Source organism: Stenotrophomonas sp. TWI1409, from assembly GCF_039673015.1.
In the GTDB taxonomy this organism is placed as follows: domain Bacteria; phylum Pseudomonadota; class Gammaproteobacteria; order Xanthomonadales; family Xanthomonadaceae; genus Stenotrophomonas; species Stenotrophomonas maltophilia_A.
Map to the genome: position 1 here is coordinate 1 of NZ_JBDJKU010000083.1, position 15,183 is coordinate 15,183.

Annotated in this window: 11 protein-coding genes; 3 read left to right on the forward strand and 8 right to left on the reverse strand. The window is 67.6% G+C overall.

Annotated features, from left to right (window positions below):
* Window positions 1–74 precede the first annotated feature (74 nt).
* The gene (locus tag ABE423_RS18675) at window positions 75–3,137 is read right to left on the reverse strand and encodes an EAL domain-containing protein (protein ID WP_180837597.1); all 3,063 of its coding nucleotides are present in this window, start codon (window positions 3,135–3,137) and stop codon (window positions 75–77) included.
* Between the two features lie 176 nt (window positions 3,138–3,313).
* Between ABE423_RS18675 and ABE423_RS18680 the strand changes: the two genes are divergently transcribed.
* The gene (locus tag ABE423_RS18680) at window positions 3,314–5,425 is read left to right on the forward strand and encodes a M13 family metallopeptidase (RefSeq protein ID WP_180837553.1); all 2,112 of its coding nucleotides are present in this window, start codon (window positions 3,314–3,316) and stop codon (window positions 5,423–5,425) included.
* 207 nt (window positions 5,426–5,632) lie between these two features.
* Here ABE423_RS18680 and ABE423_RS18685 read toward each other — a convergent pair whose 3' ends face one another.
* Window positions 5,633–6,805: an MFS transporter gene (locus ABE423_RS18685; RefSeq protein ID WP_180837552.1), complete on the reverse strand. Its 1,173-nt coding sequence runs from the start codon at window positions 6,803–6,805 to the stop codon at window positions 5,633–5,635.
* Window positions 6,802–8,016 (reverse strand): MFS transporter, encoded by a 1,215-nt coding sequence (locus ABE423_RS18690; protein ID WP_180837551.1) that lies wholly within the window; start codon window positions 8,014–8,016, stop codon window positions 6,802–6,804. Before ABE423_RS18690 ends, ABE423_RS18685 begins: the two co-directional genes overlap by 4 nt.
* A gap of 133 nt (window positions 8,017–8,149) precedes the next feature.
* Here ABE423_RS18690 and ABE423_RS18695 point away from each other — a divergent pair, with 133 nt between their 5' ends.
* Window positions 8,150–8,737: a TetR family transcriptional regulator gene (locus ABE423_RS18695; RefSeq protein ID WP_180837550.1), complete on the forward strand. Its 588-nt coding sequence runs from the start codon at window positions 8,150–8,152 to the stop codon at window positions 8,735–8,737.
* 111 nt (window positions 8,738–8,848) lie between these two features.
* Here the strand turns inward: ABE423_RS18695 and ABE423_RS18700 are convergent, their stop codons facing one another.
* Window positions 8,849–9,778 (reverse strand): oxygenase MpaB family protein, encoded by a 930-nt coding sequence (locus tag ABE423_RS18700; RefSeq protein WP_346487123.1) that lies wholly within the window; start codon window positions 9,776–9,778, stop codon window positions 8,849–8,851.
* 309 nt (window positions 9,779–10,087) lie between these two features.
* On the opposite strand from ABE423_RS18700, the gene ABE423_RS18705 reads away from it, so the two are divergent.
* On the forward strand, window positions 10,088–10,702 hold the full coding sequence (locus ABE423_RS18705; RefSeq protein ID WP_032128761.1) for a hypothetical protein: 615 nt from the start codon (window positions 10,088–10,090) through the stop codon (window positions 10,700–10,702).
* Window positions 10,703–10,741: 39 nt separating this feature from the next.
* Here ABE423_RS18705 and ABE423_RS18710 read toward each other — a convergent pair whose 3' ends face one another.
* The 4 genes from ABE423_RS18710 to ABE423_RS18725 all read right to left on the reverse strand — a co-directional run bounded on the left by ABE423_RS18710 (window position 10,742) and on the right by ABE423_RS18725 (window position 14,986).
* Window positions 10,742–11,086, reverse strand: coding sequence for a hypothetical protein (locus ABE423_RS18710; RefSeq protein WP_293796151.1), 345 nt, complete (start codon window positions 11,084–11,086; stop codon window positions 10,742–10,744).
* Between the two features lie 18 nt (window positions 11,087–11,104).
* Complete coding sequence (locus tag ABE423_RS18715) at window positions 11,105–11,875, reverse strand: LytTR family DNA-binding domain-containing protein (protein WP_032128763.1); 771 nt, start codon at window positions 11,873–11,875, stop codon at window positions 11,105–11,107.
* Complete coding sequence (locus ABE423_RS18720) at window positions 11,865–13,124, reverse strand: histidine kinase (protein WP_010484138.1); 1,260 nt, start codon at window positions 13,122–13,124, stop codon at window positions 11,865–11,867. The genes ABE423_RS18715 and ABE423_RS18720 overlap by 11 nt, the downstream gene beginning before the upstream one ends.
* A gap of 212 nt (window positions 13,125–13,336) precedes the next feature.
* Window positions 13,337–14,986 (reverse strand): M28 family metallopeptidase, encoded by a 1,650-nt coding sequence (locus tag ABE423_RS18725; protein ID WP_346487126.1) that lies wholly within the window; start codon window positions 14,984–14,986, stop codon window positions 13,337–13,339.
* Window positions 14,987–15,183: the final 197 nt, after the last annotated feature.

Genomic DNA, 15,183 nt, shown 5'->3' on the forward strand with positions numbered 1-15,183 from the left:
TGGGCGGGCGGTGGCCGGCAAATCCTCAACATCCGGGTCGGGGGCTATGGCGGGCCAGGGGCGGCCACTACCACTTAGGCGGCAACCTCATCCAGCGCCTCGATGATCCGTTCCAGCGGCGCCGGCCGCCCAAGCAGGTAACCCTGCACCTGGTCGCAGCCGTGCGCAGCCAGCCAGTCCAGCTGTCCGGGCGTCTCCACGCCTTCGGCGATGATGGTCAGCCCCATGCTGTGGCCCAGCGACAGCAGCGCGCGGCAGATCGAGGCATTGCGCGGATTGGTTTCCACGTCGGCGACGAAGCTGCGGTCGATCTTCAGGATGTCCAATGGCAGGTGCTGCAGGTAGGACATGCTGGAATAGCCGGTACCGAAGTCATCCAGCGACACGCTGATGCCCTGCTCGTGCAGGCGTTGCATGGTCTGCATCGCCTGCGCCGGCTTGCGCATCAGGCTGCTCTCGGTCAGCTCCACGTGCAGCGCGCCGCGGGCCAGGCCGAACTCCTGCTGCGCGCGGGTGAACTCGGCCACCAGATCGCTGTTGAAGAACTGCACCGCCGATACATTGACCGCGATCGGCAGCTCGCCCCAACCGGCCTCGACCAGCCGGCGCTGCGCCTTCGCCGCCGCACGGATCACCCAGCGCCCCAGTGCCAGGATCAGCCCGGTGTCCTCACACAGCTGGATGAACTCGTTGGGCGGGATGAAGCTGCCATCGGCCTGCGGCCAGCGCAGCAGGGCCTCCAGCGCGGCCGGACTGCCATCGCTGGCGTGCCGGATCGGCTGGAAATACAGCTGGAACTCGTTGTCGATGGCGGCGTGGATGCGTCCGGCCAGGCGCAGGCGATCGGCCAACCGCGTGGTCACCGCCGCGTCGAACCAGACCACCACATTGCCTTCGGCGCGCGCGGCATGCGCGGCCTGTGCGGCCATGCCGATCACCTGCTCGGCGCTGTGGCCGTCGCCGGCAATGTGCACGGCCACGCCGATGCGCGGCTCGAACTGGTGCAGCGAATCCTTGCCGCGCATCGGCGCCGACACGATCTGCAGCAGGTCGTCCAGCACGCGCTGGGTATCGTGCTCGGCACCGATGGCGAACACGAAGTCCTCCGCCGGCTGGAACGCCAGCGTGCCGCAGCGCGCGCCCAGGCCACCAAGCCGGGTCGCCATCGACTGCAGCACCGCATCGCCGATCTCGCGGCCCAGCGTGTCGGCCACCAGCTGCAGGCCGCGCAACTGCACGAACGCAATGGTGTAGCCCGCATCGTGCTCGTCCAGCTGTTCGGTCAGCGCGCGCACGTTGAGCAGGCCGGTGGCCGGGTTGTGCCGCGCCTGGTAGGCCAGGTCGCGCTCGTAGGCCAGCCGTTCGCTCACATCCTCGGCCAGCACCAGGCAGGCGGGCTGGCCATCGAAATCGAGCCTGGACAGGTGTGCGCGCACTTCGAACACACTGCCGTCCTTGCGCCGGTGCAGGCGCACGGTGGCATCCTGCAGCTCGCCGACACGGGCCTTGGCGATCGCACCCTTCACCTCGTCCCAGCCTTCGCGCGGGCGGATGTCGAGGATGCTCATCGCCAGGAATTCCTCGCGGCTGTAGCCGTACTGGCGCACGGCGGCATCGTTGACCTCGATGAAGCGCAGCGTATCCGGATCGAACACCCAGAACGGTGCTGGATTGCGGTCGAACAACAGGCGGAAGCGGCGTTCCACTTCGCTCATCTGCTCGCGGGCCTGGTAGCGTTCGCTCAGGTCGGTCAGGGCACCGATCATGCGGCGCTCGCTGTCGGCCACCTCCACCCGCTGCCCGCGTGCGCCCACCCAGCGCACTGCGCCTCCGGGCAGTACCAGGCGGAACACCTGGTCGAGCACCGCGCCACCGGCGAAGGCCTGGTCGAAGGCCTGCTGCAGGCGCGCCGCATCATCACGATGCACGCGCGCGAAGAAATCGGCCACCGGCAGCGCATCGGTCTGCACGCCGAAGATTTCACGCGCCAGCGGTGACCAGCGCAACAGTGCGGCATCCTCGTCCACGTACCAGGTGCAGACGCGCCCGACCTGGTGGGCCAGGCGCAGTTCGGCATGCCCGGTCTTCAGTTCCTCCGCCATCGACTGCTGGCGGCGGGTGCTGCGGCGCACCGCGTACAGCAGGACCAGCAGCACCCCGACGTAGGCCAGCACGATCGCTACTGACGCCTGCAGGTAGGGCCACCAGGGTGCCAGCACGTCCTCATCGGCCAACCCGACCTGCACCGCCAGCGGGCTGCGCTCCAGCGTGCTGATGGTGATGATGCGGGGCACGCCATCCACCGCGCCCGGCAGGCTGCCCAGCTCGACCACCGCCTGCTTGCCGAGCAGATCGCGGCGCGGCAGGTCGTAGCGACGGCCGACCGTACCATGCGGGTCCGGCACGCGGGCCAGCATGTAACCTTCGGCATCGCTGATCGAGACCAGTCCGTTCGGACCGACATCGAGGCCACCGATGATGCGCTGCAGTTCGCCGCAGCGCAGCCGTGCCAGCAGCCAGCGGTCGCCGGCCATCGGCAGCGCCAGCGGCACCACCCAGCCGTCGTCGCTGGCACGCTGCGGCGGGCCGATGTACAGCGCGCTGCCCTGGCCACGGCGTTGCGGATCGGTCCACAGCGGCAGGTTCAGGTCACCTTTGCCGGCCGTCAGGGCGCGGCCATAGCTGTCCAGCACCACGATGCTGTGCAGCTCGGCATGCCGGCGCAGCACGCCGCCGATGGAGGCATCAAGCAGCGCCGGCGCCTGCGCGGGCACGCTGCGGAACACTTCAACGGCATCGGCGGCGATGCCGGACATCGCCCGCTCCAGGTTGCGCAGCTCCAGCGCCAGCAGGCGCTCGCTGCCCACCGCCAGTGCACGGCTCTGGCGCTGTGCGGCCTCCAGCCGGCGGTGATGGTCGTTGGCCAACATGGTGGTCAACCCGGCCACCAGCAGAATGCCCAGCAACACCCCGCCCCAGGTAATGGCGCGCAGCGGCCGGGCCAACGCCCGTTTCAGCGCGGGCATCGGTTGGTCTTCCTTGTGCAGTCGGCTGGCTTCATGCGCGAACGAATCCTCCACATCCCCGACCTCAACGGCCGGCGGACGCCATTCTTGACGCCTGACCCGCCCCTGCATGGCCACCTCCCCGTGTCCGCGCAGGGCTCCTGAGGCCAGCATGCACCACACCGGTGACGGCGTGAAGATCGCTTCCGCGCGTTCAGCCAGATCCCGCACAGGGCGGGCGGCACTACGGGAGGGCCAGCCGGGGCGGAGCGGATTAGACTTGGGGTTTTCCGCTGCAAGAGAAGTCCATGTCCAAGCTGCGCCGTCCCACCCTGGCACTGGCCATCGTTGCCAGCCTGTCCCTGGCCGCCTGCGACCGCCCGGCCGATCCGGCTGCCGGCACCGCCGCGCCTGCCGATGCCGCACCTGCGGCCGCCAAGCCGATGCTGGGCAGCTTCGGCTTCGATGCCAGCGGCATGGACCGCAGCATCAACGCCGGCGATGATTTCTTCGGCTTCGCCAACGGCACCTGGGTGAAGAACACCGAGATCCCGGCCGACCGCTCGCGCTTCGGCAGCTTCAACGTCATCGCCGAGAAGACCCTGGCCGACACCCGCGCCATTCTCGAAGGCGCCGCCGGCAACACCCAGGCCAGCGGTGACGACAAGCTGATCGGCGACTACTACGCCGCCTACATGGACGAAGCCGGCATCGAGCAGCACGGCATCGCGCCGGTGCAGCCGCAGCTGAAGGCCATCGATGCGATCGCCGACAAGGCCGGGTTGGCCCGAGCCCTGGGCGGCGAGATGCGCGCCGACGTCGACCTGCTCAATGCGACCAACTTCTACACCGACCGCCTGTTCGGCCTGTGGGTGTCGGTGGACCTGCTGCAGCCGGACCGCAACGCACCCTACCTGGTGCAGGGCGGCCTGGGCATGCCCGACCGCGATTTCTACCTGGGGGGTGGCCGCATGGCCGAACTGCGCAAGCAGTACCAGGCCTACATCGCACAGATGCTGCAGCTGGCCGGCGTTGCCGACCCGGCCGGCAAGGCGCAGCGCATCCTCGCGCTGGAGACCAAGATCGCGCAGGCACACGCCACCCAGGAAGAAACCAACGACGTGACCAAGGGTGCCAACCCCTGGACCCAGGCCGACTTCAATGCCAAGGCACCGGGCATGGACTGGAACGCCTTCCTCGACGCGGCTGCGCTGGGCAAGCAGCAGGACTTCATCGTCTGGCAACCCAAGGCCGTGGCCGGCCTGTCCAAGCTGGTCGCCACCGAGCCGCTGGATGTCTGGAAGGATTACCTGGCCTTCCACGCGCTGGACCGCGCCGCTGCCTACCTGCCGAAGAAGTTCGCCGATGCCCGCTTCGCCTTCCATGGCACCGCGCTGAGCGGCACCCCGCAGCAGAGCGACCGCTGGAAGCGTGCAGTGGACGACGCCAACCATGCCATCGGCGAAGCGATCGGCAAGCGTTACGTAGAGAAGCACTTCGACGCCAAGACCAAGGAACGCGCGGACGAGATGGCGAAGAACATCATCGCCGCCTTCGCCAAGCGCATCGACGCGCTCGCGTGGATGTCGCCGCAGACCAAGGCCAGCGCCAAGGCCAAGGTGGCCGGCCTGACCGTGGGCATGGGTTACCCGGAAAAGTGGCGTGATTACACCGGCCTGGAGATCCGCCGCGATGACGCGCTGGGCAATGCGCAGCGCGCCGAACTGTTCGAGTACCAGCGCAACATCGCCAAGCTGGGCAAGGCGGTCGACCACAGCGAGTGGGCGATGCTGCCGCAGACCATCAACGCGATGAACGTGCCGCTGGAGAACCGCCTGGTGTTCCCGGCCGCGATCCTGCAGCCGCCGTTCTTCGACGGTGCTGCCGACGACGCGGTGAACTACGGCGCCATCGGCGCAGTGATCGGCCACGAGATCAGCCACGGCTTCGACAACGCCGGTGCGCTGTTCGACGAGACCGGCAAGCTGCACAACTGGTGGACCGCTGAAGACCTGAAGCAGTTCAACGCCGCTGGTGATGCGCTGGCCGCACAGTTCAGCAGCTACGAGCCGTTCCCGGGCGTGCATGTGAACGGCAAGCTGACCCTGGGCGAGAACATCGCCGACGTGGCTGGCCTGGGTACCGCCTACGATGCCTACCAGCTGTCGCTGCAGGGCAAGCCGGGCCAGACCCTGGAAGGCTTCACCCCCGACCAGCGCTTCTTCCTCGGCTTCGCCCAGGCGTGGCGCAGCAAGAGCCGCGAGCAGGCGCTGCGCAACTCGCTGCTGACCGATGTGCATGCACCGGGCCAGTTCCGCGCACTCACCGTGCGCAACATCGACGCCTGGTACCCGGCGTTCGAAGTGAAGGAAGGCCAGAAGCTGTACCTGGCCCCGGACAAGCGGGTCAAGGTGTGGTGATGTAACCGGAACGGGCGCCGAAAGGCGCCCGTTTCATTTCCCGGTAGCTGCCAACCTTGGTTGGCACATGCCCCGCCCTGGTAGCTGCCAACCTTGGTTGGCAAATACCCCGCTCTGATGGGTGCCAACCTTGGTCGGCACATGTCCCGGCTCTGGTGGGTGCCGACCTTGGTCGGCACGGGGTAGGAATCCACGCATGGAGTGGATCTACCGGCGGGTGGTGGCAACCATCAGCAGAGCGCTCGCAGCCAACACCGCGGCAACCCACAGATTCGCATGCAGGCCCATGCCATCCAGCAGCCGGCCACCGCCCCACGCCCCGAGCGCGATGCCCACATTGAACACACCAACGTACAGCGCGGTGGCGATCTCCACGGCCTGCGGCAGCGCCTTCATCATCCAGCTCATCAGGCCCACCGATACGCCGCCATAGGCCAGGCCCCATAGCAGCAGCACCGCAATGCCACCGCTCGGCGTGCCCCCCAGCCACAGCAACAGCAGCGGCGTCAGCAGCAGGCCCGATGCGATCGCCAGCAACGTACCGCGCGGATGGCGCGCTGCCAGCGGCCCGGCAATGAAGTTGCCGGCGATGCCGGCCAGGCCGTAGGCAAACAACAGTGCACCGATCCACGACGCCTCCACGCCCGAGACGGACGTCAGCAGCGGCCGCACGTAGGTGAAGGCGATGAAGTGCCCGGACACCAGCAGCACGGTCAGCCACAGGCCACGCCGCAGGTCGCGCTGGCCAAGCTGCTGCACGAACTGCCGCAGCCGCACCGATGTACTTACAGGTAACGCAGGAACCACCCGCAGATGCAGCAGCATCACCGCCGCACTGAACAACGCCATCGCTGCAAAGGCGCTGCGCCAACCCAATGCATCCCCGATCAGCGCGCCCAACGGAACGCCCAGCACCGACGCTGCGGCCACGCCGCCGAAGATGATCGAGGTAGCCAGGCCGATGCGGTCAGCCGGCACCAGGCGCGCAGCCAGACCGCCGGCGATGGCCCAGATGCCGCCCATGCAGAACCCCACCAGCACCCGTGCGGCCAACAGCCAGCCGATGCCCGGTGCCAGCGCCGACGCGAGGTTGGCGACCAGCAGGAGCGCAAGCAGCGCGCACAGGATGCGACGGCGATCAATGCCACCGGCTGCGATCACCACCAGCGGTGCGAACACTGCCGCCAGCAGGGCCGGCAGCGAGATCATCAGGCCGGCGGTGCCGGTGGACGCGCCGAGATCTTCGGCGATCGGGGTCAGCAGGCCGACCGGCAGCATTTCGGTGGTGACCACCGAGAACGTGGCGAGGCCGACGGCGGAAACCGACCACCACGGATGACGAGGCACAGTCGCGGCGTGCGCAGGCGATGAAGCGCTCACGGGACGATTCCTTCAGGGGATGTGGTCGAGGCAGACGGGCGCAGTGCACGTTGCGCGAGCACGGCGAACAGCAGCACGCCACCGCCTGCCACCAGCGCAACAGCAAAACCGCTGCGCACGCCCCCCGCATCGACACCCTGCCCGGACAGTGCCGCGCCCAGCGCCACGCCGATGTTCAATCCGGCCAGCAACCAGGTCATGCCTTCGGTCAGGCGCGATTCGGGCACGTACTGTTCGACCAGCGACATCGCAACGATCATCGTCGGCGCGAAGAACACCCCGGCCAGCAGCACGGCAACGGCCAGGGCAGGCAGGCTGCCGACCCACAGCAGCGGTAGCGTGGCCAATGCAGTGGCCGCTGCTCCGGTCAGCAACAGGCGCGGCAACGGGATCTGCAGCTTCTGCGCACCAAACAGCAGGCCCGCCGCGCAGCTGCCCAGCGCATAGGCCGACAGCACCCAACTGGCAGCCAGTGGCTGCCCGCGCTGTTCGGCGAAGGCCACGCTGGTGATGTCGACGGTACCGACAATCACACCCATCGCCAGCATCAGCAACGCCAGCAGGCGGATCTCCGCTTGCCGCAGCAGCGAGCGCGAGGGTGTTGCGCCTTCGCAGCGCTGCAGCGGTGGTTCGGTACCGCGTTGCAGAACCAGTGCGGTCACCCCGAGCACCAGCAGCAGGGCGGCGGCCAGCACGCCGGCCTGCGGCCATACCGCCACCGACAACCCGACGGACAACGGTGGCCCGGCGATGAAGGTCACCTCGTCGAACACGGTCTCCAGCGAATACGCGGTCTGCAGCTGCGGGCGCCCGTGATGGATCGCGGTCCAGCGCGCGCGCACCATCGCCGACACGCTGGGCATGCAACCGGCCAGCATCGCCGCAATGAACAGCGTCCAGTCCGGCGCGGCCAGCAGCGTGCACGCAAGCAGCAACAGCAACCCCGCCGCACTGGCCGCGGTGGCCCACGGCAGCACCCTGCCCTGCCCGCGCCGGTCGACCCAGCGCGATACCTGCGGCGACAGCAACGCGTAGGTCAGCACGAAGGTGGCCGACACCGCACCGGCCAGTGCATAGCTGCCGCGCAGCTGGGACAGCAGGGTGATGATGCCGATACCGGTCATCGGTAGAGGAAGGCGTGCCAGCAGCCCGGCCAGGGCGAGGCCGGCGGTGCCGGGGGCAGCGAACAGGTCGCGATAGGGGGTGGCCATCAGGATCTCCAGGGCAGCGACTTGCCTGGCGCACCGAGCGCCACGACAATACATACAGAGCGTATGAATAAGAGGCTACATTCATACGTGCCGTATGTAAATAATCATGCACTGTGTATGTAAGGAGCTCCGGATGGTTCGTCGCACCCGCGCCGAGATGGAAGAAACCCGCGCCACCCTGCTGACCACCGCCCGCCGGGTGTTCAGCGCGCATGGCTATGCCGCCACCTCGATGGACGACCTGACCGCCCAGGCCGGGCTGACCCGCGGCGCGCTGTACCACCACTTCGGCGACAAGAAGGGTCTGCTGGCGGCTGTCGTCGCCCAGCTCGATGCCGAGACCGACCTGCGCCTGCAGGCGATCAGCGATGGCGCGGATGATGCCTGGGACGGCTTCGTGCAGCGTTGCCGCGCCTATCTGGAGATGGCACTGGAGCCGGAGATCCAGCGCATCGTGCTGCGCGATGCGCGCGCGGTACTCGGTGGCGCCTCACCGGAATCGCAGCGGCACTGCGTGAACTCGATGCAGCGCCTGATCGAGCAGCTGATTGCCGAGGGTGCGGTGGCGCCGGTGGATGCGCAGGCGATGGCGTCGCTGATCTACGGCAGCCTGGCCGAGGCCGCGTTCTGGATCGCCGAGGGCGAGGATGGCGACGCGCGCCTGCAGCAGGCGACGGCGGCGCTGGAGATGCTGTTGCGTGGGTTGAAGTCGGCCGGGTAACGCCCATCCACGCATGGCGTGGATCTACTGCGGAATCCGCTCTGGTAGAGGCCAACCTTGGTTGGCGCTTCTGCGACACCGCGCGAAACGCGTGCCAACCAAGGTTGGCACCTACCGGGGAACGGTGGGCCACTCGCGCAGTACATCCACCGGCACGCCCACGCGCGTGCAGGCGCGGCTGGCGAGGCCATCGGGCAGCGCGCGGCGGAACAGCGGCGCCATGCCCTGCATCAGCTTCGCCGACGCTGCAGCCTGTGCGCGCTGGCGCGCATTGCGTTCCAGCATGCCCTCGGCCCAATCCGGCAGCAGCGCCGCACCGGCGCCGAGGAACACTTCGCGCGACAGACCCGGCACCGGTACCGGCAGGCGCACGCCGGACAACACCTCCAGCACTTCGCGCGAGCGTTCGTCGACGCGCAGTTCCGGCTGCCGCGCGCAGAAGTACGCCGCCACTTCCGCTTCGCTGCGCGGCACATCCACCGCACCCAGCGCTTCGGCCACGCGGCGGTACTCGTCGTAATAGCGATCGGCGATGTGCGCCGGCACCTCGCGCCCGTAACGACGGAAGCCCTGCAGGAAACCGAAGGCTTCGGTCACGTGCACCCAGGTCAGCAGCTGCGGATCGTCCGCCGCATAGGGCTCCCCCTGCGCGGTCTGGCCGCGGATCTGCGCATGGATGCGGCGTACCTTGGCCACAAGCGCCTCCACCTCGCCGCGGGGCGCATAGCTGGTGCCGGCAACGAAGGCGGTGGTGCGGCGCAGGCGTCCCACCAGGTCCTGGCGGAAATTGGAGTGGTCGTAGACGCCGGCCAGCGCGCGCGGGTGCAGGGTCTGCAGCATCAGCGCACACAGGCCACCGGCCAGCATCGAGGGGAATTCCGCATGCAGGCGCCAGGTGACGCTGTCGGGGCCGAACCAGCCCGGGTCTCCCAGCGGGTGGTCGTAATCGATGCCGCTCTGGCCACGCGGGAAGGCCTCCAGTACCCAGCGCCGGATAGGCGCGGTCACGGGGCGGGAAAGTCGCTGCAGCAGAGCCGGCATCACAGGTCCAGGAAAGGCGGAAGAGCGGCCGCAGGTTGCGCGGTCGGCCCCGATTCTGGGCGATCACGACGCCGACGGCGAGCCTCCGCGCTCAGCCACGGTTTCATGTGCAGCCGCAGCACGTTTCACCCTGCGACATCCTGTCGCAGGCTGCGACCATGATGTTGCGATGCAGCAACATTCACCCATTCAGACAAAACCCTTACGCCGCTAGGCATTGCGCCCATTGCACGGCTCGCTGGAAGTGCTAGAACTGAACCGGCCACACCGTCCAACGCTGATCGACGCACGTTCCACAAGGAGCCAGCCATGATTGCTTTGTTCAAGGGTTTGGGACTACTGCTTCGCGACAACGAGCTCTACAGCAGCCCGTTCGAAAAACAGGTCGCGCACTGGCGCAGCCTCAGCGAGCAGCAGATCCGCGATGAAGTGGCTGTGCTGGCTCAGGCCAAGTGCCAATGGCTGATCGCCTCGATCGTCGGCTGGCAGGCGGCCTCGCTGCTGATCCTCGGGCTGATCACCAACTACCTGTGGCGCGACGATTACCACATCACCTTCACCCGCGTGGTCGTGGTGTTCGGCTCATGGATCTCGATCCTGTTCGTGATCTGGTTCATGGCCAACATGTTCGACCGCACCGCCGGTTTCGAGCGTTGGATGAAGGCCTTCAACAGCCGCGCCCGCATCAGCTCCAAGGCCGACAGCGTCGAGAACGTGGCCGAGGCACTGGACCTGGCCGAGCACTACCCGGAAGTGCTGGACTACAAGCAGGCCGTCACTGCCAAGCGCGAGCTGCGCCATGAGGACATCCGCATCATGACCGAGATCGGGCGCATGAAGCAGCACTCAGAACTGGTCGGCCGCCTGAACCATGTGGGTGAGAACGAGCACCACCACGACCTGACACTGCAACCTGCCTACTGATCCTTCAGGGAAGCGGGGGGGCCCACAATGCCACCGTGATCACTCACGGTGGCATTGTTCTATCGGGTCCTGGCTGACGCATTGGTGGAAGCCCCTGGGCAGGTCACGCATCGTCTCGGTCTTTCCCACCGCCACCGCGAACCGACGCAACGGCGGCGTGGCACACGCGGCCCCGCTGCTGCATGCAGGGTCCAGCACCACGTAGTGGCAGTGGCCACTGCTGCTGGCGATGCACTGGAACCGCGCCTCGCCATCGACCACGGTGCGTTTGCTGTACAGCGTGTCCACGCCGTTGGCATTGGTACGGGTGATCGAGGTTTCGCTGGACTTCTCGCAGCCGGCCAACGACAGCGCAGTAACGCAGGCAAACAGGAACAGGCGCATGGTGCCTCCAGGGTGCGGCTACATGCCGCGGAACAGGCTCATGAAGGGTTGGCTGACCACCAGCGTCTCCGTACGCCCACGCAGGCGCAGCACCCCGCGCCCGGTATCGTCGCGGCTGACCGCTGCCACCGCCTTCATGTTGACGATGGTCGAGCGATGGATCTGGCGGAAGTGCTGCGGATCGAGCACTTCCAGCAGCTCGCGCAACGGTGTGCGCAGCAGGCTCTCACCGGCCGCGGTCATCACGGTGGTGTACTTGTTGTCAGCACGGAAATAGGCCACGTCTTCCAGCATGATCAGCTGCGTCTCGCGGCCGTTGCTGGCGGTGATCCAGGCCAAGGGCGGGCGCTCTGCCGCCCTCTGCGACGGCCCCAGGCGCTGAAGCAGGCGTTCGAGTACGGCATCGTCCTGGCGCGTTGATGGCAGCCGCGACAGGATGCGTTCGCGCGTGGCCAGCAGGCGCTCATCGCTGACCGGCTTCAGCAGGTAGTCCATCGCACCCTGCTCGAACGCGTCGATGGCGTACTGGTCGTAGGCGGTAACGAACACCACCTGGGTGCGCGGGCTCAGTTCGGACAGCGAACGGGCCACTTCAATGCCACTGATGCCGGGCATGCGGATATCGAGGAAGGCGATGTCCGGCTGTTTCTCGGCCAGCTGTTCCAGCGCACTGGCGCCATCCTCGCACTCGGCCACCAGCTTCAGGTCCGGCCACAACCGGCCCAGCTGCTCGACCAGCGACTGCCGCAGCAGTTCCTCGTCTTCGGCAATGAGCGCCTCAAGCGGCATGGCTGCGCTCCTTGCTCGACTGCGGCAGGGTCATGGTCGCGGCCACGCCGCTGGGGAAGTTGGCGACGATCGCCACGCCGGCCTGTTCGCCGCAGGTCAGGCGCAGGCGCTCGCGCAGGTTCTTCAGGCCGATGCCGGTACCGCTGGTGCCCTGGCCGAAGCCGAGGCCATCGTCGGCCACCGTCACCGTTACATGGTCATCGAAGCCACGCGCCAGGATCCAGATCGTGCCACCGCCGGGCTTCGGTTCCAGGCCATGCTTGATCGCGTTCTCCACCAGCGTCTGCAGCGCCATCGCCGGCAGCTGCACGCCGTGCAGTTCGTTCGGTACCTGCACTTCCACCCCCAGCCGTGCGCCCATGCGGATACGCAGGATCTCCAGGTAGGCACGGGTGCGCTCCAGCTCCACGCCCAGCGTGGACAGCGATTCGTCCACCTGTGGCAACGAGCTGCGCAGGTACTGGATCAGGTGGCCCAGCATCTGGTCGGCACGTGCCGGGTCGGTGCGGGTCAGCACCTGCGCGTTGGCCAGCGTGTTGTAGAGGAAGTGCGGTTCCACCTGCGCATGCAGCAGGTTCAACCGGGCCACCGACAGCTCCTTTTCCACCTGGGTCTGCTCAGCCGCGGCCTGCTCGTCGCGACGCTGGTCGGCAACACGGCGGCTGATCGCGCGGGTGACCGCTTCGGCGTTCTCGAAGTTGCTGCCCTCATCCAGTGCCAGCAGGTCGGCCCACCAGCCGGCATCCGGCTCAAACAACAGGGTGACGGTACTGGTGCCCTGCCCCGGCGTGACCGTCGCCAGCACGCTGTTGCGCTTGATCGCCAGCCGTGCCGGCAGGTTCCAGCGCGATGGCTGGCGGCCGTTCCAGGCATCCACGCGGCGCACGTAGGCCCGCACCTGCAGGCTGCCGGCCGAACTTTCCACGTCTTCAACGCGCGGCAGTTCAGCGATGGCCGCTTCCACCACCGAGAATGCCTGGCCGGCATCCATCGGCAGTTCCACCTGGCGGCGCTGGCGGCCGGAGAGCGTGGTCGAATCCAGCCGGCCGGCGACCAGCCAGACGCGGCGTACATGGGTAATCGCGCTGCCCAGCGCGGAAATCATCAGGAACATCGCCAGCAGGCCGAAGATCCAGCCAGGGCCATCGTTCATGCCGCTGAAGATGCCGCTCCAGACCATGCCGGCGACAAACAGCGCCGCAGCCCAGGCCAGCAGGTGACGAAGCAGGAGAGAGAGGCTGGCGAACACGGCGGCGCCTTGGAGGAAGGGGGTGAGCCGAGCATAGGGCGGCCCGCCGGGCAAACAAGCGGGTTGCGACGAAGGGCCGGAAAGCGGGGATGGAAGCCATTCTGGTAGAGCCGGCCGCTGGCCGGCCCACCATTATCTACGCAAGCAACACAGGGTTGGCGGCCCACGGCCGGCACTACCCGGGAGGCGCCGGGCAAGCCCGGCGCGTTGCCTTATTTGCGCTGGTCGGCGCTGGCGTCACGCACGGCGCGGAACGATTCGTCCTTGCTCCAGTTCGGCCAGCTGCGCGAGTTGGCCAGCTGGTTGCCCAGCGTGTACAGCACTTCCAGGTCGCGGGCGGCACCGGCGAACACCCAGTCCGGCTGCCACTCGTCGCCCTGCTGGTGGTAGCGCTTGGCGGTGTAGTCCTCAGAGGCCTTCTTGCCTGCGGCCACGCCACCGTCCACCCAGTCCTGGCCGGCCGACCAGGACAGCGCCGGCACGCCACGCTTGGCGAACGGGAAGTGATCGGAGCGGAAGAACAGGCCCGCTTCCGGCTTCGGGTCCGGCGTGTAGCGGATATCCCAGCCCTTGGCCACGTCCTTCAGCTGGTCCAGCAGCTCGAAGCGCGCGGCACCGTAGATGCCGAAATCACGCGACGGCCCGAACGGCGCCATGCCATCCATGTTGATCACCGCCACGGTCTTTTCCAGTGGATACAGCGGATGGGTGGCGTAGTACTCCGAACCCAGCAGGCCCTTTTCCTCGGCGGTGACCGCCAGGAACAGCAGCGAACGCTGCGGGCGCTTGGCCTTGGCGAAGCCACGGGCCAGTTCGATCAGCGATGCGGTGCCACTGGCGTTGTCCAGAGCGCCATTGAAGATCCGGTCGCCACGTGCGTCGGGCTCGCCCACGCCGATGTGATCCCAGTGCGCGCTGTAGACGAGGGTCTCGTCCGGGTGGCTGCTGCCTTCCAGGCGTGCGGCCACGTTGTGCGAGGTGATCACCTCGGTCTTCACCGCGTACTTCGCGTCCAGGCTGGCGCCGGTCAGCGGCACCGGGGTGAAGTCGCGCTGCTGCGCCTTCTTCTTCAGCGCCTCGAAGTCCTGCCCGGCCGAGCGGAACAGCTCCACGGCCAGGTCGCGCTGGATCCAGCCTTCCAGCAGCGGGTGGCTGTCGGCCGGGTTGTCGCGCACCACATCGAACATGGTGTTGGTGTTGGAACCGGCCACGGTGGCCCAGCCGTACGACGCCGGTGCGGTCTCGTGCACGATCAGCACGCCCAGCGCGCCCTGGCGGGCGCCTTCTTCGTACTTGTAGGTCCAACGGCCGTAGTAGGTCATGCCCTTGCCGTCGAAATCACCCTGGCCGGTCTCGAAGTCCGGGTCATTGATCAGCACGACGGCGATCTTGCCCTTCAGGTCCACGCCCTTGAAGTCATCCCAGTTGCGCTCCGGGGCCTTCACGCCGTAGCCGAGGAACACCAGCGGGGCCTTGCTGATGTCGACGTTGCTGGCGCCGTTCATGGCCGCGCGCACGGCGATCTGCTTGCCCTGTTCCAGCGCAACGGTCTTGCCGCCCTGGTGCAGCGCCAGCTGCGGTGCGCCGACGATGTCGCCCTTGCGCAGCGGCACCGCCTGGGTCCACAGGCGCTTGCCGTCCTTGAGGTCGCCGCCCGGCTGCAGGCCGGCGTCGGCGAACTGCTTGCTGAGGAAGGCGATGGTCTTCTCTTCGCCGGCGGTGGCCGGGGAGCGGCCTTCGTAGGCGTCGGAGGCCAGTTCCTTGACGTCGGCGGAGATCCGCGCGCCATCGAATTTCGGGGTGGCCGCCATCAGTGCGCTCGACACCGACAGGGCCAGCACGCCCAGTACCACTCGTTTCATTGCTCTCTCCAGCAGGGAAATCCTTCTGGAGTGTAAGGGGTTCGGCAGGGCTGCGCCCTGCACCTGCCGAAGCCAGGGCAACAGCAACAGCTGAAGCAACAGCGGCATTCCGTGGGATGGCAGGGTGGGTCCGGTTGCGGGGGACGCCGTGAATCCGTCCCTGGAGGCTTGGGCGCGCCATCCATGGCGCTTACACC